Below are 20,335 nucleotides of genomic sequence, written 5' to 3'. Positions count from 1 at the left end.
GTTACCGGCGATACAGGAGCAGCGGGTGTAACTGGAGCCACGGGTGTCAGTGTAACGGGAAGTACAGGAGCGACAGGTGATACGGGTGATACGGGTGTAACGGGAGTCACTGGGGTTACCGGCGTCACCGGTGCCACGGGTGTTAGTGTCACTGGTGCAACAGGGGCCACCGGAGCCACCGGAATAACGGGAGCCACCGGAATAACGGGAGCAACGGGAATAACTGGAAGCACCGGGGTTACAGGAATAACAGGTGCCACAGGAGTCGGTCTCACTGGAGTAACGGGTGCAACAGGAATCGGAGTCACTGGTGCAACAGGGGCCACCGGAATAACGGGAGTCACCGGAGCGACGGGATTAACAGGTGCCACAGGAGTCGGTGTCACTGGATCAACAGGAGCTACCGGAATCACGGGTGCAACGGGCGTTGCAATTGGAATCACCGGAGCCACGGGTGTGACGGGAATTACAGGGACTACTGGAGCAAGCGGAACAACTGGGGTTACCGGGGCAACAGGGGTTAGTGTAACCGGAGGTACGGGCGCAACTGGAGTTACTGGAGCAAGCGGGGCAACAGGAGCTACCGGAGCAACAGGAGCCAGTTTAACTGGAAGCACAGGATCGACAGGAGTTACTGGAGCTACTGGAACAACGGGTGCCACAGGAGTGAGCGTCACAGGAGCAACAGGCGTGACAGGAGTCACCGGGGGTACAGGTGCAACGGGTGCAACCGGAGCCACAGGAACTTCTGTAACATCTAACTCGGCTTACGGTGAGAACACAAGTGGAACCATCGTTGTTATTTTGGGTGGAACACTAATTCCACTGCCGAATAACCAAAATATTGGCACTGGCATAACCATTAATGGAACGAATGACACCTTCACTCTTGCCAATGCAGGGCGTTACTATATCTCTTACAAAATAAATCTTACAGCTGCACTTGCTATTCAATCCCGTATTTTACTTAACGGAACAGCAATTCCGGCGAGTGTAGTTTCACCATTACTTTCCCTCAGTCAGTTGCAGTCTGACTTTATTGTGACGGTAACTGCTGGATCAACAATCCAGTTCCAATTATTTGGGCTTGTTGGTACAGCTGTCCTCTCTCCACCAGGCGCTACATTAAACATTATTCAATTAGCTTAATGCATGAATTACGCTAGTCAAAAGGAATTTTGAGTTTATAAAAAGAGACGAACCTGATAAAGGTTCGCCTCTTTTTGTCTTATAATTGATTAGTCCGTCAGTTAATTCAATACAATTTCAACGGCTGTATTGATTTCCTGAAGAGCTGCAAGCTGTACAAGCACATCTTTTGGAACTTCCTTATCTACAGTCAGAATCATGATAGCTGCCCCACCAATGATTTTACGTCCGACCTGCATGGAGGCGATGTTAACTTCGTTCTCTCCAAGCAAAGTTCCAACACGTCCGATAATACCCGGTTTATCATTATGCGAAATCAGAATTTGGTGACTTTCTGGAGCGATATCCACTGGGAATTTGTCCAGACGCACGATCCGCTCTCCATAACCTGCAAGCAGTGTGCCCGCAACACGACGCTCCTCGGCATCCTGAGTCGTCACGAGTGTGACGGTAATCAGATTTGTAAATCCTTTAGTGGCCGATGTTTGGCTAACCACTACGTTGAGATCCCGCACTTTAGCTAAATGCATGGAGTTGACAATATTGGCTTCTCCGCCTAAATGTCTTGCCAGAATACCTTTTACAATGTAACGAGTCAAAGGAGAAGTATCCACTTCCGACAGATCTCCAGCGTAGTCGATTCGAATTTCCTGAACCGCATTTTGAGTGATCTGAGCTGCAAAGCTACCCAGTGTTTCACCCAGTTTAAAGTACGGCTGCAGTTTGTTCATTACAGTTGGGGCTACTGCAGGCATGTTAACTGCGTTTTTGAACGGTTCATTGCGCAGAATATGCAGGACTTGCTCGGATACGTCGATCGCTACATTTTCTTGTGCTTCTACTGTCGATGCACCAAGATGAGGCGTCACAATAATGCAAGGATGATTCAGGAATGGGTGATCAGCAGCCGGTGGTTCGCTCTCGAATACGTCGAATGCTGCACCAGCAACGATACCTTCATCAATTGCTTCTACAAGTGCCATTTCATCAACGACTCCGCCACGGGCACAGTTGATAATACGCATACCTTTTTTCATCACTTCGAATTGTGGACGGGAGATCATATGGCGTGTCTCAGGTGTTAATGGTGTGTGAACGGTCATGAAGTCGGCATTACGAATGATGTCATCTACACTAGCCAGCTTAACCTGAAGTTTCTCTGCGCGATCTTGAGTGAGGAACGGGTCGTAAGCCAGAATATCCATTCCGAATGCTTTGGCACGTTTAGCTACTTCGCTACCGATCCGTCCCATACCGAGCACACCCAGCGTTTTATTTCTTAACTCCACACCCAGGAAGGTTTTACGATCCCAAGTACCTTGAATGGTTTTGGCATATGCCTGAGGAATATGTCGTGCCAGTGCCATCATCATGGCAAATGTATGCTCACATGTCGTAATCGTGTTACCGTCAGGGGCGTTAATAACAATGATACCGCGTTGGGTAGCAGCTTCCAAATCAATGTTATCTACACCTACGCCAGCACGTCCGATGACTTTAAGGTTTGTACCTGCTGTCATAATACGATCCGTTACACGGGTCTGACTTCGAACTAGAAGGGCATCATAATTGCCGATAATTGCAACAAGCTCATCTTCGCTAAGACCTGTTTTCTTCTCAACTACAACATCATTTGCATCCACCAGTTGCTGGATTCCCAGATCACTAATGGGGTCCGACACTAACACTTTGTACATGGTTTCTTCCTCCTTAGGTATGTGTATCTATATCGTCAAGGTCTCACCTCACGAAAGAGGCATTCCTTAAAACCACTGAATCTCTTCCTTCCAACAACGCGGTGTCGCAGCAGAGGAGGAGGGTGTAGCAAATAGGGCGATTCCCACGTCTGTACTCTAAAAATAAATCAAAAAACTCTCAATCCACATACTGCTTGCGCAATAAGGGACGAGAGTTGTCGTGGTACCACCCTAATTCACCGCCGTTTCGCAACGACAGTCTTAGCGGTCAATGAAGACCGAAGAGGATAACGGGTCTAAACCGATTGCACCTACTCCAATTTCAATGCAATAACTCAGGAGCGCTCAAGATCATCTGCCTGCCACCGATTTACACCATCCATCGGCTCTCTGTAAGACAAAGCAACGTCTTTTTTCCATCATCGTGTTTAACGTGACTAATTTTTTCATAATGTATCATGGCTGACATGAGCATGTCAATAGGCTTAAATGTTTTAATTCGATTTACTAATGTGATTTTCTTCAGTGGAGGAGAAGGCGTATAGATATAAAAAATTGACTTCCTTGATCGCTCGAAATAGCTCGATTACAAGCTGTTTTGTGAATCGGATTTTAACACATTAATGAACTAATTCAATGGATATGGCTTCGCTGAAAAACCGGGACTTGGGGCAGGCCTTGAACCTATTTGGTTTTTTGGCTATCATTTAGTATACTATCCGATTGGACAACGAATTTGTTATCCATCAAATATAAGTCAAGAGGACAGACACAGGCGATGAAAAAATTAAAGTTTCCCAAGTTCAAGATTCAGAAGGCTGAACCACAGCAACTTACCGAGCGTTTGCTTCTGATCAATCTATACTTTACACAAGGGTTAACTTTGATCATTGGGGTTGTATGGATTTTATTGCAGAAGAGAAATCTTTTTGATGTACTTGCTTGGCCTGATAGTTACCAGTTTATTTGGTGGGGGCTTGGTCTTGCTGGCATTATGCTTGTTATGGACTTGGTTCTTTCTTATGTTATTCCTCAAGAAAGCATGGATGATGGCGGCATTAACGAGATGCTGTTCCGCAAGCGTCCAATCTGGCACATTGTATGCATAGCAGCCATCGTTGCTGTTTGTGAAGAATTGCTATTTCGTGGAGCCATACAACATGCGTTAGGTCCTTACTGGACAAGTATTTTATTTGCGGTTATCCATATACGCTATTTGCGGCATTGGATTCCAACTGGTTGGGTATTTGTTTCGAGCTATGGATTGGGTTGGATTTATATGCAATCCGGCACATTATGGGCGCCTATACTATGTCATTTTATTATTGATTTGGTGTCTGGATTAGCGATACGTTTTCGGAGGGGATCATGAATCAGCAATTAAGTAGAATGAAGACATACGGCAGTCAGCGCCATCGTCACTCGGATAAGACAGAGACATCTGAGCGGCCTGAAGCTTCTCAAGTAAATCTGGTTGTTGAACCAGCTGCTGCCTCAGAGGTGGGAGGACTCACACCCATTACCTCGGTCTCCATACCAAGATCACAACGCAAGTCTTATACATCATCGCTGGAAAGTCCGGTACTTCCCCGGCGGGCACCAGCACGTGCCAACAAAGCAGAAAAGCCATCAGAAGAAGAATCCGTTTCCGAAGCGGGAACACTTCCTACGCGAACTGAGCTTCATCCATCTCGCCGTTTACGTCTCAGTAAGCGATTTGTTAACTCGCTCATATTTATATTTGTTTTGCTCACAATCAGTCTGGTTTGGTGGGGGATAAAAGGAGCGCCTTCTTTGGATACTTTCCTTCCATGGCCATGGTAATACTGGCCTGGTTCGTTGCCGTTATTTTGGCTGGGATTGCTTTGCTGGTTCATATGTGGCGTGAGGCGCATCTTCATCACATCGTTTCAGAAGAGGTTGAAGTTCCGAATTTGCCCTCTTCTTTTGATGGCAGCAAAATCCTGTATTTATCTGATATCCATAAACGCAAGCTGAAAAAGAATGATCTGGAACATCTTCGCAATCAGGTGGACTGGGTTATTATTGGGGGAGATGTGGCGGAAAAAGGAATTTCATGGCCCATCGTCAGACATAATATGAGCTTGTTATCTTATATTGCCCCTGTTTTTACAGTCTATGGGAACCATGATAAAAGAGCAGGAACTGTGCATCTCGAACGTATATTCCGAGATACGGCCGTTCAACTCTTACAGGATTCTACCACTTACCTTCGTAAAGGCAGAAGCAAACTGTGTCTGGTCGGAGTTGATTATCGTTCACAGCGAGGGGATTCGCTGCTTGCAGAATTGGACTCCAAAGAATGCAAGATTGCCATCGTGCACGATCCCCTAGAGGCTCTTCACTTGAATGGACCTGTTGATCTGATATTGAGTGGTCACACTCACGGTGGACAATTAGTATTTCCGGTCTTTGGCCCCGTCTTTCTTAACAAAGCGTACCGCTCTGTGTCTAGCGGGTGGTTCTCTTTGAAAAAGGATGGTAATGATACCGAGCAAGAAGGTAAAATGCTGGTTAGCAAAGGATACGGAACAAATCATTTGCCGTTCAGACTTTGTTGTCCCGCAGAAATGCATATCATTACTTTGCGAATGCTCTCAAACAAACAGCCTTGATCCGCATAGGACCAAGGCTGTTTGTTATAACTTTGTAAGTTCCTTCATGTCAATTCCAACTCATCAATTATTGATATTAAGCCGAATGCCGGGCAAATAATCGAAGCTCAGCGGGCTTCCAGTTCAATCGAGCGAGGATCGACAAAAGTGTAACCTTTCTGTTCAAGTTTGGTTAACAACTCATCCAACGCTTCAACTGTCCATGGCAACTCATGCATCAAAATATTACTGCCAGGATTTAATTGATCCAGCACATTCTGGATGACTTTATCCGGTTTGTTTTTGGTACTCTTATCCCAATCCAATGAGCCATTGGACCATGTCATATATAACATGCCGTTTTTCTTGACTGTGGCCTTTAATGCATCATTTCCAGAACCGAACGGCGGACGGAAGAACTGGGGTTCCACGCCAATCGTTTCTTTCACAATCTTTTGCACATCGGTGACTTGTTTGGCTGCTGCCGTAGTGGACATTTTTTTCAGATCCTCATGATCCCACGCATGATTTCCTATTACCTGTCCACGTTCATGGATGATCTCGAGCAACTCGGGATGACTTTTCACTCGGTATCCGTTAACAAAAAATATCGCTTTCGCGTCATGTTTATCTAAGGTGTCAATTAATCTGTTTATCATTTTTTCTTCTTTGGGCCCATCATCAAATGTTAACAGTACAACCTTGCTTTCGTTCGTTTTATCGTTGGGTTTGATGTAGTAATTGGCGTTCATATGATACGTTTTTTCAATATTAACTTCGGCTGCTTGTGTACCGAGGGCGTTATCAGTTTCTTCTTTTTCTGTCGAAGATGTTTCGTAATCACTTGGTGATTCTTGATCCGAATTCGAGTCTGTTGAGGACGGAGAATCCGTGGTTTGCTTTTCGCTTGTCCCAGTGGAAGTTGGCTCGTTCTGCTGTTCCAGCGTTGAAGTATCCGATTCATTGCTGGACTTCGTGGATTCAGGTGTTGTTTCGACCTTGGTTCCACAAGCTGACAACAGCATGCATGCGATCATAATTAAGGCAGTGGTGTGTCTAATCATGCTTTCAACTCGCTTTCCTGTATTTATGCGGAATGAGATGAGGCACTCCCGCAAACACTAGTTGTGATTTTAACATTAAAAGGAGGTTGGTGTAATGAAGGCGTCATCCTTTTTCTGGGGTGTTGTAATTGGCGTAGCAGCCAGTTCTTGGCTGTCCAAAGGTAAAATGTCAATGCTGTCTTCCGGTTCATCCCGCAACATGATGAATCAGGCCAAACACAAAATGATGGAGATGACGTTCCCAGGCATGGACGGATTCAGCTCCAAGCCAAACGAACAGAGCGGAGATTCCCACAAAAGCACGCATAAAAAAAGTGCAAAGCCGATCACTCCGCAGGAAAAAGAAGAGAACATGAACATGCTCAAAGATTTTATTCGCACCAATCCGGATGTTAAACATGAAGTTGAGCAAATTTTAACTCAAACAAACACAACAGTACCGGGTTTATAAACACAAACCTCCCATTAGAATCATCCACAGTCCTGTTTTGATGTGGAATGATTCTTTTTTTGTCGATTTTACTTCGTGCATTTGCAGGTATAAAATGATAACATAACTACATAGATTTATTTTCAGCACATATTGTTTTGTGCTTCATAATCTGTTATAAGACTTGCTTATAAAGGGGAGATCCTGTATGAAAATAGAACGATTAAGTCACGATAAGATACGGATTTTCCTGACCTTTGACGATCTGAGCGAGCGCGGAATACAAAAAGATGATATGTGGCAGGAAATACCTAAAGTTCATGAACTGTTCACTGAAATGATGGACCAGGCCTATTCCGAACTTGGATTTGATGCTACAGGTCCACTTGCTGTCGAAGTATTCGCACTTCCCGCTCAAGGGATGGTTGTCATTGTCACCCGGGGGAAATATGATCCGCAACAATATGGTTCAGGTAATGAGGATGATTTGCCTGAAGAAGTATATGAGATGGAAGTTACACTTGAGCAAAGCGATTCCATCGTCTATGCATTCAAAGATTTTGAAGTGCTGATTGAGGCTGCACATATGTTGCATCAGCACGTAACGGATGCTGGAAGACTTTATTCCTATAAAGACAAATGGTTTTTGCATTTTGAACCGGATGACTTGGATTCGACCAAACATGCAGCATTGATTGCATTGCTTGCTGAATTCGGTGAAGGATCTTCCGTTACCCCTGCCGTCATGGAAGAGTACGGAAAGGTTGTTATGCCTGAACAAGCGGTTGAGGTTATTTGCACCCACTTCAAGCGTCAGGAGTAAGCTCTAGTTGTAATCGCGTCTTTAGTCAGAGGAGGGAATTTCGGTGCTTTTGTTTTCGGTTCTAGCGGCAGCAGTAGCTCCGGGTCTCGCCTTGTTAACATACTTTTATCTGAAAGACCGTTATGACTCTGAACCTCTTCACATGGTATTTCGAGTCTTTCTCATGGGGATTCTGATGGTACTGCCTGTGATGATTATTCAGCGTGGCATGATGATCTGGCTTGGAGATAATCCTTATGTTGAATCCATCCTGATTTCAGGTGGGGTTGAAGAGTTCGTCAAATGGTTTGTGATTTACCATATTATTTATAACCATACCGAATTTGACGAGCCTTATGATGGGATTCTATACTCCGTTGCTGTTTCACTCGGATTTGCTACAGTTGAGAATGTGTTGTATGCCTTTGCGGGGAATGCTTCCGTCTCAGCTATGTTCATTCGTGCATTGCTTCCTGTATCGGGTCACGCCATGTTTGCAGTAATTATGGGTTATTACATGGGGCGGGCCAAATTCTCGGATGGCAAGAAAAAACGTTGGTTTCTTATGCTCTCACTGGTTTTACCATTCTTCTGGCATGCGCTTTATGATGTCATTATGAATACCATGGTGAATCATTGGTTATGGTTCATTGCGCCATTGATGGCGGGATTATGGTACGGTGCGATGGGCAAGATTACAAGGGCCAACAATCGTTCTCCTTTTCGTTTTGTGAAGCGTGAGGAAGAGATTAAATTATAAAAATACGGACACACTGGTGGACATGGAGCGCAACCTGCGCCTGATGCCCCGGTGTGTTTTTTGTTGCAATAAAATAAAAATTCCCGGGGAAGACCAATAGAAACGGGGATAAGCGTGATGAGAATCAAAATTAAAATCAGATGCAAGCAATGTGGAGAACGTTTTACGCTGCGAGGTAAGAAAGAACGAGGAAGAATTGAGACCGGTTTTAAACAGTGTTTGTGTGATAATCGAGATCAGTTTGAAATTGAGGAAGATGGCGGCACAACCTGGGTACAATTGAATTAAATAGAACGTTTGAGACCATGCGTGATAAGCCCGTCATTGGACAGACTGGAAATCGCATGCATAAGAGGTCTTTCTTCGATCCACAATAGAGGTAGTGGCTTAGAAGAAAGGAGACTCTACCGATGTATAAACGTTTAAGTTCAGTTATGTTTCCGATATTTGCAGTTCTGTTAATCGGTGCTCTCGTATGGGGTTACCAAGAGAACCAGGAGAAAAATGCCATTCTGATCAAGGCAGAGAATCAATATCAGCGTGCTTTTCACGATTTATCTTTTCATATGGACAAATTGCACTCGGAGATTGGGAACACGCTGGCAGTCCATGCTACGTCCCAAGGGATGCATCGCAAAGGTCTAATGAACGTATGGCGACTCACTAGTGAAGCCCAGAATGAGATTAATCAATTGCCGCTTACAATGCTGCCTTTCAGTGAAACGGAGGAGTTTCTCTCCCGCATCTCCAACTTTGCTTATCAGGCGTCCATGCGTGATCTGACCAATGAACCATTAAGTGAAAAAGAAATGGGCAACTTGAAAAAACTGTATGCGAATTCATCCGAGATCACTAAAAATCTGCAGGATGTACAGCAGAAAGTCATTTCTGACCGTTTACGCTGGATGGATGCCGAGTCGGCTATGGCAACGGAAGAGCAAACGATGGACAACACCATCGTGGATGGATTCCGGACAGTCAACAAAAAGGTACAGGAGTATCCTGAACTTGACTGGGGTCCTTCAGTCTCCAGCATTTATGCCAAACGTTCGGTGAAGAAGCTGGATGGCTTACCGATGACCAAAGAGCAGATCCAAACTAAAGCTGCAAAGTTTTCCGATGCAGAACACGGTAAGATTCAAATACAGGAAAATGGTAAAGGTACAGATTGGGAATCGTATACAGCCACGATTGATCAGTCCAAAGACAGTAAATTAAGTATGGACTTCACACGTAATGGCGGTCTGCTCATCTCTTACAGTGATACTCGCCCAATCGGGACGAAGAAAGTAACACGTAAAGAAGCTATGTCAAAAGCAGATCATTTCCTTTCCAATAAGGGTTACAAAGATATGAAGGCAGTCAATTATGACGAGTTTGGCAATCTCGGTAACCTGACCTATGTGCGCAAACAAGGCGATACACTGATTTATCCAGAAAAAATGTCTGTTCGAGTTGGCCTTGATAATGGGAATGTTACCGGCTTCCAGGCAAGTGATTTTGTATATGAGCATCAGAAAAAGCGGGAGATTCCAAAAGCCACACTCACGGTTGAACAGGCCCGCAAAAAACTGAATCCGGAATTCAAGGAGAGCTATGCTCGCAAATCACTCATTAAGAATGATTACAGCAAAGAAGTTCTGTGTTACGAATTCGGTGGACGCATCAATGGTGCAAAATATAAAATTTACATCAACGCTGATACAGGTATGGAGGAAGCCGTTGAGGAGATCAAACCGGTGAATGAGACCACATAACACTAAGAAGCCGGCAGCCTGTTGAAGTGTAAATAGATTACGGAGCAGACCACGTGGTGGTCTGTTTTTTGTTGTTCACTATGAGAAAGGTCATGGTATAATAGTCCTTGTACATACGATACGAAGATAAAAAGCTAAGGTGGCGGTGAACAGCTTGTTTCCCAAAATAAATGAAGTTTTATACATCCAGATTGCCTCTGCAGATGAAAAAGAGGAAAGCAAAGAATATAAATCACGCATAGCGGATGTGGATGAAAACAGTTTTCTGATCGAAGTCCCGATGCAACAGGGAAGCAGTCGGTTGAAAAGGTTGTTTTTTGGTGAGGAATTGTCCATTTCTTATATTACGGAAGACGGGGTTCGTCATTATTTCAACACGTATGTGACTGGATTTGAAGAAGATGTAGTTCGGCTTGTACGAATTCGCAAGCCCTTGCCGGACGACATCACCAAAATCCAGCGTCGCAGTTTTCTGCGTGTTCATGCAAATCTTGAAATGGCTATTCAGGGTGAAGATCTTACCCGAGCCGTGGGCTTGACTGAAGATATTGGCGGCGGGGGATTGTCCATTTATGGGGAACCCAGTTTTGCTATTGCGGAAGGGCAAAAGCTGAAATGCTGGTTGCTTATTCCTTATCGGAATGCAGCGATTGAACATGCGAACTTTGAAGCTGAAGTGGTACGGATCAAAACACTGGAAACAGGCAGACAGCTATGCATGTTAAAGTTTGTGCAGATTACAGATTCGGAACGACAAAAGATCATCAAGTTTTGTTTTGAACGGCAATTGGATTATCGAACGAAATAAAGATGGTGATTGTCTGGGATAGAAAGGGACAGTGGTGGGCACTGTAATGGAAAAACGGAGGTTCAGCTTGTGAACAATCGCCATGCATCCCGCAGATACGAGCGCCTATATTATGTTTTATCCAAGCGAATGGAAAGAAGGGCTTTGATGCTGATTACAGCTCTTCTTGTTCTGCTTGTGATCTATCAGTTATTACTTCTTGTGCCTGATATGAAAAAGAATATGACCTCCATTGATCGGCTGGAAGGAACACCAATTCAGATGCAAACGGTACACGAACAATAGCATCACTGATTTGTCTGTTTTTGCATCCATGTGTATAGTGTGGTATAATTTTGACGATGCAGGCAATGCCTGTTTTTTTATTGAGGCTTATCGTTTGAGGAGGAATGCCCCGTTGGCAAGCCAGAACACATCAGAGAACGGGAAGATGAACGTTGCAATTGACGGACCTGCCGGTGCCGGGAAAAGCACGGTGGCCCGATTGGTTGCAGAGGCGCTCGCGTATATATACGTCGATACTGGCGCGATGTACCGTGCGGTAACCTTGCATATGCTTCGAAAAGGTATTTCACCGGAAGATGTGCCAGAGGTGCTTCAGGAAACCCAAAAGCTGGTCATTGATTTACAACCGGATCCCGACGGACAGAAAGTGTTCTGTAATGGGGAAGATGTAACCTCGGAAATCCGCTCCCGTGAAGTGACGGGAATCGTGTCCCGATATGCGCAAATCGAGGGGCTGCGTACGCAATTGGTGGATACACAGCGGCAAATGGCTTTGCGCAAGGGCGTCGTCATGGATGGACGCGATATCGGAACGACAGTATTGCCCGACGCGGAAGTGAAAATCTTCATGACTGCCAGTGTGGAAGAGCGTGCACTTCGCCGCTTCAAAGAACTGGACCCCTCAGAAGGACTGACGTTGCAGCAACTTGAGCGAGACATTGCCACCCGTGACAAATTGGATGAAAGTCGGGAAATATCCCCGCTTCGTTGTGCTGAGGACGCTACAGTGCTCGATACAACCGAGATGAGCATCGATGAAGTGGTTGACAAAATCGTGTCTTATTGCACAATGGTCAGAGGAGAGATCGGTCTATGATTTACACATTTTGCAGCACATTACTGCGGATCATTTACACCATTCTTTTCCGCCTAGAGGCAGTTGGACGGGAGAACATCCCGAAAGAAGGCGGCGTACTTTTATGTTCCAATCATATCAGTAACTTTGATCCTCCAACGGTTGGTATCAAGATTCGTCGTCAGGTGCGCTTCATGGCCAAAAGCGAATTGTTTGATATTCCGGTGTTTGGCCGAATTATCAAAGCCGTAGGCGCTTTCCCTGTTAAACGTGGAGGCGTCAGCAAGGAATCCATCAAGACCTCACTCAACATTTTGCGTGGTGGTGAAGTGCTTGGCATTTTCCCTTCGGGAAGCCGACACAATGATGGAGGCATCGGCAAAAAAGGGGCAGCGAGCTTCGCTCTCCGAAGTGGTGCTACAGTTATTCCTACTGCTATTATCGGTAACTACAAGGTTTTTCGTAAGATGAAAGTAGTTTATGGAGCACCAGTGAATTTGGACGAGTTCAAGGAAGATCCTTCCGGCGATGCGCTGGAAAGAGCGACGGAGAAGATTATGTCCAAAATTAACGAAATGGTGCAAACAGGCGTGCCGAGCAAATAACGGCATCGTCAGACTGCTGAGTGCATGTTTCCATATTTTTGAGGGAAGCTAAGGATGCTCATTCAGCGATGAAAGTGTTTTGAACTCTGCTACAGGCAGGTTTGAATATAATGGGGTTTTTGAATTGAGGAGGGTATTTGACATGTCGGAAGAAATGAAAAATCAAGAAGCAACCCAAGATGAGTTGGATCAATTCGTTTCCTTGAAAAAAGGAGATACCGTAAAAGGAACCATCGTCAAATTGGAAGATAACCAAGCCTATGTGAGCATTGGATATAAATATGACGGTGTAATTCCAATTCGTGAACTGTCTTCCCTACACGTAGACAGCGCGTCTGATGCAGTTGAAGTTGGACAAGAAGTTGAAGCTAAAGTACTTAGCATCGACGACGAGAAAGAAAAACTCGTTTTGTCCAAACGTGCAATCGACAGCGAAAACGCTTGGGATCAATTGCAAAAGCATTTTGAAGACCAAGACGTATTCGAAGTTGTTGTAGGTGACGTTGTTAAAGGCGGTCTGGTAGCAGACGTGGGCGTTCGCGGATTTATCCCTGCTTCCATGGTAGAGCGCCATTTCGTTGAAGATTTCAGCGATTACAAAGGACGCACATTGCGTGTTAAAGTGAAAGAGATCGACCGTGAGAACAACAAAGTGATCCTTTCCCAAAAAGACGTACTGGAGCAAGAATTCGAAGCAAACAAAGCTACTGTTATGGCTGGTTTGCAAGAAGGTCAAGTGATCGAAGGTACGGTACAACGCTTGACTCAATTCGGTGCTTTCGTTGATGTAGGCGGAGTAGACGGATTGGTTCACGTATCTGAGCTCGCTTGGACACACGTTGACAAACCATCGGACGTTCTGTCTGAAGGCGATAAAGTAAACGTAAAAGTGCTGAAAGTTGATCCTGAAAAAGGTAAAATCAGCCTGAGCATGAAAGCTGTTCAACCAGGTCCTTGGGAAACAGCTGGCGACAAATTCAACTCTAGCGATATCGTAACAGGTGTTGTAAAACGTCTGGTTGACTTCGGTGCTTTTGTTGAAATCGCTCCTGGTGTTGAGGGACTTGTGCATATTTCGCAAATCTCCCACAAACATATTGGCACTCCGCACGAAGTATTGAAAGAAGGACAAGAAGTTCAAGTTAAAATCTTGGACATGAATCCTTCTGAGCAACGTGTAAGCCTGAGCATCAAGGAAACTGAAGAAGCTCCTGCTCAAGCGCCAAAATCAGAAAGACCTGCAAGAAACAATGCTCCACGTGAAGAAATCAACAACCCGAACGTTTCCTTGAGCAATCAAGGTCTGAGCATCACGCTCGGCGAGCGCTTCGGTGACAAACTCAGCAAATTCAAATAAGTTATAAATGCATGGTTCTTAGTTATATACTGCATATTTTGCTGAACAATAAAAGCAAGATCGGCGAGCCCCAGCGGGTTCGCCGATTGTTTTTATTGCGAGTATAACGGCATGAAACGTTAGCCAAGACAGGCGTTTTTTGCTATGATGAGTATCGTAAGTATGGACAGGAGGAGTGGAATGTATGGCAAGACCCGTTGTGGCAATTGTCGGGCGACCGAATGTGGGCAAATCCACCATTTTTAATCGGATCATCGGCGACAGATTGGCCATTGTGGAAGACAAGCCGGGCATTACCCGTGACCGTATCTACGGAATCGGCGAATGGAACGGTAAACCATTTAGCATTATCGATACAGGTGGTATCGAAATCGACGGCGAGGACGTCATTTTAAAATCAATCCGGATGCAGGCAGAGCTCGCCATTGAAGAAGCGGATGTTATTGTATTCATGTGTGATGCAAAAGCAGGGATTACGCAATCTGATGAAGAAGTCGCAGAGATGTTGTACCGCTCAGGTAAGCCTATCGTTGTAGCCGTTAACAAAGTGGATAATATCGGGCGCAGTGAGCTCATTTATGAGTTTTATGGATTTGGATTTGGTGATCCAATCGGAGTATCGGGAAGTCATGGTACAGGTGTAGGTGATTTGCTCGATGCCATCGTAGAGAAATTGCCTGAACTTGAGGAAGAGACTTACGATGACGATGTCATTCGTGTAGCTCTGATCGGACGTCCTAACGTGGGTAAATCTTCATTGGTGAATGCCATTTTGGGCGAGGAACGTGTTATTGTCAGTGATGTTGCTGGTACGACGCGGGATGCAATCGATACACCGTTTGAAAAAGACGGTCAGCGCTATGTGCTGATTGATACAGCAGGTATGCGTAAACGTGGTAAAGTCTATGAAACCACGGAGAAATACAGCGTAATGCGTGCGATGCGTGCCATTGAGCGTGCAGATGTTGTTCTGATTGTAATTAATGGCGAAGAAGGCATTATTGAGCAGGACAAGCATATTGCAGGTTATGCATTCGAAGCAGGTAAAGCTTCCATGTTTGTTGTGAACAAATGGGACGTTGTAGAGAAGTCTGATAAAACAATGAATGAGTTTGAGAAAAAAATTCGGGATCATTTCCTGTTTATGACTTACGCTCCGGTTGTATTTTTGTCAGCCAAGACAAAACAACGCTTACAAAAATTGTTGCCTGTTGTGCAACGTGTAGCACAGCAGCATACTATGCGTGTTCAGACGCATCTGCTTAACGATGTAGTATCTGATGCAGTGGCTATTAATCCGCCACCAACAGATAAAGGACGCAGAATGAGAATCAACTATGTGACTCAGGTTGCAGTTAAACCTCCGACCATGGTTATTTTTGTGAACGATCCTGAATTGATGCACTTTTCTTACGAACGTTACCTGGAGAATAAAATTCGTGCAGCGTTTGATTTTGAAGGGACGCCAATTCGCATATTTACTCGGAGGAAGTCCGACGAAGGTTAGGGGAGAAGTTTGTGATTTTACAAATCGCAGCGATTGTACTGAGCTATCTGCTCGGTTCAATCAGCTTTAGTGTCCTCCTTGCAAAAGCACTACGGGGGATCGATATCCGTCAACACGGAAGCGGAAATGCAGGGGCTACCAATACTTTGCGGATATTGGGTAAAGGACCGGCAATTCTGGTACTGCTGTTGGATGTACTCAAAGGTATTGCGGCCGTTTGGATTGGGGTTTGGTTCAGCAATGGTTCCGATTGGATTCCTGCACTCAGTGGTATAGCTGCCATTGCAGGACATAACTGGCCGCTGTACTTCCGTTTTCGCGGAGGAAAAGGAATTGCGACAGCGATCGGTGTGCTCGTAACTCTTGCACTTATTCCTGCGCTATGCGCCGGTGTATTTGCCATCCTGTCCATCGTATTGACACGATATGTTTCATTGGGTTCCCTTATTTTTGTAGCTTTGACACCGCTCTTCATCCTTGTGTTACCCGGATATTCGATGAGTATCTTCTGGGGAAGTCTGATTATTTGTCTGTTTGCGTTCTGGAGACATCGTACCAATATTGCGAAGCTCGCCAAAGGACAGGAAAATAAATTGGGATCGAAAAGCCCTGGAGGGGGAAAACGCGTTGTCTAAAAAAGTTGCTGTTCTGGTTGCGGGCAGTTGGGGTACTGCACTTGCCAGTGTATTAGCTGCCAATCAACTGGATGTGATCATGTGGACACGTGGTGAAGACCAGGCCACAGAAATCAATAATAAACATACAAACCAACGCTTCCTTCCCGATGCAGAGCTGTCACCTCGTATTCAGGCAACCACGGATATGGCGACGGCAGTTGAAGGGGCTTCTGCTGTGTTAATTGTTGCTCCTTCATCGGCGATGCGTTCGGTTGCTCATCAGCTTAAGGCCTATTACAAACCGGAAATGTTAATCATTCATGCAACCAAGGGATTTGAGACAGAAAGTCTAAAACGCATGTCCACAGTCATTTCGGAAGAACTTGAATGTGAAGAAGGACATATCGTTGTACTTTCTGGTCCAAGCCATGCGGAAGAAGTGGTTAAGCGTTGCCCAACGACGGTTGTTGTGGCATCACTGGATAAAGCTTCTGCCGAGGCCGCCCAAGGTTTATTTATGAATGCTTATTTCCGTGTGTACACGAATAGAGATATGATCGGTGTAGAATTGGCGGGAGCGTTTAAAAATATTATTGCGCTGGGAGCAGGTATGTCAGACGGGCTTAACTTTGGTGATAATGCCAAAGCAGCGTTGCTAACACGCGGGCTGGCCGAGATCACACGCATCGGTGTGGAGATGGGGGCGAATCCGCTTACGTTCTCCGGACTTGCAGGGATTGGTGATTTGGTCGTGACCGCGACTAGTCAGCACAGTCGTAACTGGAGAGCAGGTTCCTTGCTGGGCAAAGGACAGAAGCTGGACGATGTATTGAATTCCATGGGCATGGTTGTGGAAGGAATTCGGACCACACAAGCCGCCCACTTCATTTCTCAGAAATATGGTGTGCAAATGCCGATTGCAGATCAGCTTTATCACGTTCTTTTTCAGGAGAGACAGCCGCGGGATGCGGTTGAAGCTTTAATGGGACGTGATCCCAAGACCGAAATGGAAGTCATGACGCTTGAAACCTGGGAGCAGTGGCATTCCTGATGGTAGCGTAGGCAGCTTTCCTGAAATGAGAAGCTTATTCACCTTTTTTGCGGTGCACTCATATTATACACATGAGTATTGCCGGAGGAGGGGAGACGAATGGCTAACAACATTTCCAAGGAAGCGCTGAAAGCGATCAACAAAAAAACAGGGAAATCGATTACGGAAGGTGCCGTCAAGAAATTGGCGAGTACAGTAAAACCGTCCACCATGCAGAATGAAGCTCAGTTGCGCCAACTGATCAAGCAAGTATCCGCCATGGCAAAAGTGCCGGTATCTGAGGATACAGTTCAGGATATCGTGAGTGCCGTCAAAAAAAGCGGATTAAACCCAAACAGTATGGAATCATTAATGAAAATGATGATGAAAAAATAATAGATCGCGCCTGCATGCAGGCGATCGAGCAAGACAAAAGACAAGTCGGCATTTGCCGGCTTGCTTTTTGTCTTTTTTTTGGAAAGCTGAGCAATGTTTCGTGTTATAATAGTTGCAATTGTCACAGTGTCAGTGATGAATTACGGACTGAAGGGGAGAACTCTGGATTATGAACGCGATGGACAAGATGTGGCTTTCATTGGTCGCAATCCTCATTATGGGACTATCTGTATTCCTAATTACGTTTGCTCGCTCCAAAACGAAAGGCGTTGTACGGGGCATTCTTTCTTTAATCGCTTTTCTCATTATGCTGATTGGCCTTTTCGGCGGAATAGCTTCTCTGACCTGATCTTTCTCGCCTGAGAGATAACATCCGCATAAACACATCATAAGAACTGACACAACGAAAACGGATGAAGGGAAGGTGAGCCGATGAGGTCGCATGAAACGGAGGATCGGACAGAGCGCTATCCGGAATTACACGCGGCTTTGCTGGAAACGGCGAAAGCTTGGGATGCAGAGCCTTATACGTGGCTGCTTGGGGGAAGCTGTGGGTTGTTGCTCCAGCAGGTGGAATTACAGCAGGCTCCCAGAGATATTGATATTTACGCTGATATCACCGCCGCGAAGTTGCTGCATAAATCTGCGCCTGGAATGGTACTGGACGAGCCTGTCGTAGATAAGACGGGACCTTATGCCTCGCTACTCAGTCATTATCAGGTAGGGACTTGTGCCTTGGAACTGGTTGGGGGTTTCGAAGTGTGGTCACGTAAGAGTTGGTACCGCATTGAAATTGAGCATGTATTGGCCGAGTATGCACCTGAAGCCAAAGTAGGTTCTTACACATTGCGTCTAATGCCGCTTGCTCATGAGCTGTTGTTTAATCTAATGAGAGGCCGTGCCGATCGTTACGAACCCATTGCAAGGCAGATTCGGCAGATGCCTGAATCACATCAACCTCTAATGACTTTATTGGGGAAGCAAAATATATGGACAAGCCGATTCAGAGCAGAAGTGGAAGAGCTTGTTGGCTTCGAATGGCCTCAGTAAGTTAGGAGGAAGAATGATGGATTACAATATTACATTTTTACCGCAAAATAAAACGATTCGGCTAAAGCCAGGGGTAACGCTGTTAAATGCTGCACGCCGCGCAGGGGTTAAAATAGCAACGCGATGTGATGGAAAGGCAGCCTGCCTGATGTGTAAGGTGAAAGTAGATTCGGAACATCTAGCAGCGCTGCATCCACCAACAGATGCGGAGAAGCGTAAACTAGGTTCACTGCTGGATGCAGGCACTCGACTGTCATGTCAGGCGAAGGTGCGGGGATCGGTGACGGTTCATGTTCCGGAGGACCCTCTGAAGGCAGCGATTCGTAAACAGTTGGAGCGTCAGCAGCAGGAAGAGGACGATTGGTTCTAAGAATACCTGAGTGGAACGATTCAAGGAGGATACGGATGAACGTGAATATGACGAAGAACGTGAAACCAAGAAGGCAGAGGCGTCATTTGCAGAAGATGTCCTGTCTACTCTTATTCCTATTGTTTGCTTTTACAGCAACGGGGTGTATGTATCAATCCCAGAGTAATCCCGATCCCAAAATAGCTTATAGGGAAAGCGTAAGCCGTATTCAAACTGCGGTAGAAGCATTCCAACAGGATCAGGGGATTTTGCCCATGGTCAACGCAGATATGGAAACACCGAAATATGAAAAATTCAGAGTTGATCTGTCCAAGCTGAAACAGCAGGGGTATCTGGATGAAATACCCGGCACGGCGTTTGAAAGTGGTGGGAGCGCTTACTTTCTCATTCAGGATGAAGAAGTGAACCCGACAGTCAAAGTCATGGATCTTCAAACGGTACAGAAAGTAAATGATGTTCAACGAATGGTCAATCAGTACAAGTCCGTACATAACAATCAACTGCCAAGTGGGGAAGAACTGTATCCGGGGCTATACGCTGTAGATATGGAACAAGCCGCACAGGCTGGTGCCCCAGCGGTTACACTGAATAGTGTATATTCGGGTCAGGAACTGCCTTTCATGATGGATGACGAGGGCAATGTCTATGTAGATTATGCTTTTGACATTATGCAGGCTGTAGAGAAGTCAGATAATGCTCCAACAAAAGTGGAAGATTTGCGTGAATTCTTGCTGGAGCATTCTTACTTTGTCCCTGTAAAATCAGTCGCCTATACCTGGCAGAATAACACCCCGATTGCAACAAAGTAATAATGAGGTTAATTCGATTCGAATGCACGCAATCCATTGATTGTCCTTAAGGTAAAAAAAGAGATATTCCGCATCACGGGTGGTATTATCCCCTCAAGGTAGACAGTGAAAAAAGAGGTCATGTTAAAATGAACTCAACACTGAAAACCGGAGGGGATTTTTGCTATGCCAGCTAAAAAAGGCCAAACCTTTAATCAATATAGTGAAGAAACGAAGAAAGAGGCTGTTCGTCTGCGATTGGAAGAAGGTTGGACATACAGTCGGATCATGGAGAAGTTTGGTATTAAGAGTGAGAGCCAGATTATTACTTGGGTACGGAAAAGCTATAATGGAGAGAGTTTTGAGGATTATCGAGGACGTTGGACGAAGAAACATTTTAGCACTGCAGAAGAAGAAAATGCTTATCTGAAAGCGCAGGTAGAATATCTAAA

General features: G+C 45.3%; 23 protein-coding genes, 1 pseudogene and 1 other annotated feature. Of the genes and pseudogenes, 22 read left to right on the top strand and 2 right to left on the bottom strand.

The features are described 5' to 3' along the window. Nucleotides 1-1,149 (top strand): annotated as a pseudogene (locus BUA17_RS31335) (collagen-like protein); the annotation flags it as partial. A gap of 101 nt (nt 1,150-1,250) precedes the next feature. Here BUA17_RS31335 and serA read toward each other — a convergent pair. After that, nucleotides 1,251-2,846: a phosphoglycerate dehydrogenase gene (gene serA / locus BUA17_RS23830; protein WP_072735239.1), complete on the bottom strand. Its 1,596-nt coding sequence runs from the start codon at nt 2,844-2,846 to the stop codon at nt 1,251-1,253. A gap of 201 nt (nt 2,847-3,047) precedes the next feature. After that, nucleotides 3,048-3,278, bottom strand: a binding site (T-box leader). Between the two features lie 346 nt (nt 3,279-3,624). On the opposite strand from serA, the gene BUA17_RS23825 reads away from it, so the two are divergent. From BUA17_RS23825 to BUA17_RS23815, 3 genes are read left to right on the top strand one after another with little or no spacing between them, the layout of a single operon-like run. Then, nucleotides 3,625-4,218 (top strand): CPBP family intramembrane glutamic endopeptidase, encoded by a 594-nt coding sequence (locus BUA17_RS23825; protein WP_064636826.1) that lies wholly within the window; start codon nt 3,625-3,627, stop codon nt 4,216-4,218. Further along, complete coding sequence (locus BUA17_RS23820) at nt 4,215-4,670, top strand: hypothetical protein (protein WP_063566744.1); 456 nt, start codon at nt 4,215-4,217, stop codon at nt 4,668-4,670. Before BUA17_RS23825 ends, BUA17_RS23820 begins: the two co-directional genes overlap by 4 nt. Next, nucleotides 4,658-5,482, top strand: a complete 825-nt coding sequence (locus BUA17_RS23815) for a metallophosphoesterase (RefSeq protein ID WP_072735238.1) — start codon at nt 4,658-4,660, stop codon at nt 5,480-5,482. The genes BUA17_RS23820 and BUA17_RS23815 overlap by 13 nt, the downstream gene beginning before the upstream one ends. 107 nt (nt 5,483-5,589) lie before the next feature. On the opposite strand, the gene BUA17_RS23810 is transcribed toward BUA17_RS23815, so the two are convergent. Further along, nucleotides 5,590-6,525: a polysaccharide deacetylase family protein gene (locus BUA17_RS23810; RefSeq protein WP_072735237.1), complete on the bottom strand. Its 936-nt coding sequence runs from the start codon at nt 6,523-6,525 to the stop codon at nt 5,590-5,592. Nucleotides 6,526-6,619: 94 nt separating this feature from the next. Here BUA17_RS23810 and BUA17_RS23805 point away from each other — a divergent pair, with 94 nt between their 5' ends. The 18 genes from BUA17_RS23805 to BUA17_RS23720 all read left to right on the top strand — a co-directional run. Beyond that, nucleotides 6,620-6,976, top strand: coding sequence for a hypothetical protein (locus tag BUA17_RS23805; protein ID WP_053780665.1), 357 nt, complete (start codon nt 6,620-6,622; stop codon nt 6,974-6,976). A gap of 187 nt (nt 6,977-7,163) precedes the next feature. Continuing rightward, nucleotides 7,164-7,778 carry a genetic competence negative regulator gene (locus BUA17_RS23800; RefSeq protein WP_063566746.1) on the top strand — a complete coding sequence of 205 codons (615 nt, stop codon included), beginning with the start codon at nt 7,164-7,166 and terminating at the stop codon, nt 7,776-7,778. Between the two features lie 43 nt (nt 7,779-7,821). After that, nucleotides 7,822-8,517 (top strand): glutamic-type intramembrane protease PrsW, encoded by a 696-nt coding sequence (prsW, locus tag BUA17_RS23795; RefSeq protein ID WP_063566747.1) that lies wholly within the window; start codon nt 7,822-7,824, stop codon nt 8,515-8,517. A 410-nt stretch (nt 8,518-8,927) separates the two neighbouring features. Continuing rightward, nucleotides 8,928-10,274 carry a germination protein YpeB gene (gene ypeB / locus BUA17_RS23790; RefSeq protein WP_063566748.1) on the top strand — a complete coding sequence of 449 codons (1,347 nt, stop codon included), beginning with the start codon at nt 8,928-8,930 and terminating at the stop codon, nt 10,272-10,274. Nucleotides 10,275-10,428: 154 nt separating this feature from the next. Further along, complete coding sequence (locus BUA17_RS23785) at nt 10,429-11,082, top strand: flagellar brake protein (RefSeq protein WP_063566749.1); 654 nt, start codon at nt 10,429-10,431, stop codon at nt 11,080-11,082. Between the two features lie 69 nt (nt 11,083-11,151). Beyond that, nucleotides 11,152-11,367 carry a hypothetical protein gene (locus BUA17_RS23780; protein WP_072735236.1) on the top strand — a complete coding sequence of 72 codons (216 nt, stop codon included), beginning with the start codon at nt 11,152-11,154 and terminating at the stop codon, nt 11,365-11,367. Between the two features lie 112 nt (nt 11,368-11,479). Further along, a complete protein-coding gene (gene cmk, locus BUA17_RS23775; RefSeq protein WP_072735235.1) occupies nt 11,480-12,184 on the top strand; it encodes a (d)CMP kinase in 705 nt (234 codons plus the stop codon). Continuing rightward, nucleotides 12,181-12,768: a lysophospholipid acyltransferase family protein gene (locus BUA17_RS23770; RefSeq protein ID WP_063566752.1), complete on the top strand. Its 588-nt coding sequence runs from the start codon at nt 12,181-12,183 to the stop codon at nt 12,766-12,768. The genes cmk and BUA17_RS23770 overlap by 4 nt, the downstream gene beginning before the upstream one ends. Before the next feature lie 142 nt (nt 12,769-12,910). Further along, nucleotides 12,911-14,125 (top strand): 30S ribosomal protein S1, encoded by a 1,215-nt coding sequence (gene rpsA / locus BUA17_RS23765; protein ID WP_063566753.1) that lies wholly within the window; start codon nt 12,911-12,913, stop codon nt 14,123-14,125. A 184-nt stretch (nt 14,126-14,309) separates the two neighbouring features. After that, nucleotides 14,310-15,632 (top strand): ribosome biogenesis GTPase Der, encoded by a 1,323-nt coding sequence (gene der / locus BUA17_RS23760; RefSeq protein WP_063566754.1) that lies wholly within the window; start codon nt 14,310-14,312, stop codon nt 15,630-15,632. A gap of 11 nt (nt 15,633-15,643) precedes the next feature. Beyond that, nucleotides 15,644-16,267, top strand: coding sequence for a glycerol-3-phosphate 1-O-acyltransferase PlsY (gene plsY, locus BUA17_RS23755; protein ID WP_063566755.1), 624 nt, complete (start codon nt 15,644-15,646; stop codon nt 16,265-16,267). Next, nucleotides 16,260-17,300: an NAD(P)H-dependent glycerol-3-phosphate dehydrogenase gene (locus tag BUA17_RS23750; protein ID WP_063566756.1), complete on the top strand. Its 1,041-nt coding sequence runs from the start codon at nt 16,260-16,262 to the stop codon at nt 17,298-17,300. Before plsY ends, BUA17_RS23750 begins: the two co-directional genes overlap by 8 nt. A gap of 99 nt (nt 17,301-17,399) precedes the next feature. Continuing rightward, complete coding sequence (locus BUA17_RS23745) at nt 17,400-17,675, top strand: stage VI sporulation protein F (protein WP_024630680.1); 276 nt, start codon at nt 17,400-17,402, stop codon at nt 17,673-17,675. A 169-nt stretch (nt 17,676-17,844) separates the two neighbouring features. Next, nucleotides 17,845-18,024 (top strand): DUF2768 family protein, encoded by a 180-nt coding sequence (locus tag BUA17_RS23740; RefSeq protein WP_063566757.1) that lies wholly within the window; start codon nt 17,845-17,847, stop codon nt 18,022-18,024. An 83-nt stretch (nt 18,025-18,107) separates the two neighbouring features. After that, nucleotides 18,108-18,725: a hypothetical protein gene (locus BUA17_RS23735; RefSeq protein WP_063566758.1), complete on the top strand. Its 618-nt coding sequence runs from the start codon at nt 18,108-18,110 to the stop codon at nt 18,723-18,725. Between the two features lie 16 nt (nt 18,726-18,741). Continuing rightward, entirely contained in the window at nt 18,742-19,095 is a 354-nt protein-coding gene (locus BUA17_RS23730) for a 2Fe-2S iron-sulfur cluster-binding protein (RefSeq protein WP_063566759.1), read from the top strand. A gap of 35 nt (nt 19,096-19,130) precedes the next feature. After that, a complete protein-coding gene (locus BUA17_RS23725; RefSeq protein ID WP_083584849.1) occupies nt 19,131-19,904 on the top strand; it encodes a hypothetical protein in 774 nt (257 codons plus the stop codon). A 165-nt stretch (nt 19,905-20,069) separates the two neighbouring features. Further along, the coding region (locus BUA17_RS23720; protein ID WP_072735211.1) for an IS3 family transposase at nt 20,070-20,335 on the top strand (266 nt) is incomplete at its 3' end.

The sequence above is a fragment of the Paenibacillus sp. ov031 genome (assembly GCF_900143165.1).
In the GTDB taxonomy this organism is placed as follows: Bacteria; Bacillota; Bacilli; order Paenibacillales; family Paenibacillaceae; genus Paenibacillus; species Paenibacillus marchantiae.
Note: the sequence above shows the minus strand (reverse complement) of the source record. Positions and strands in the feature narration are given on the sequence as shown.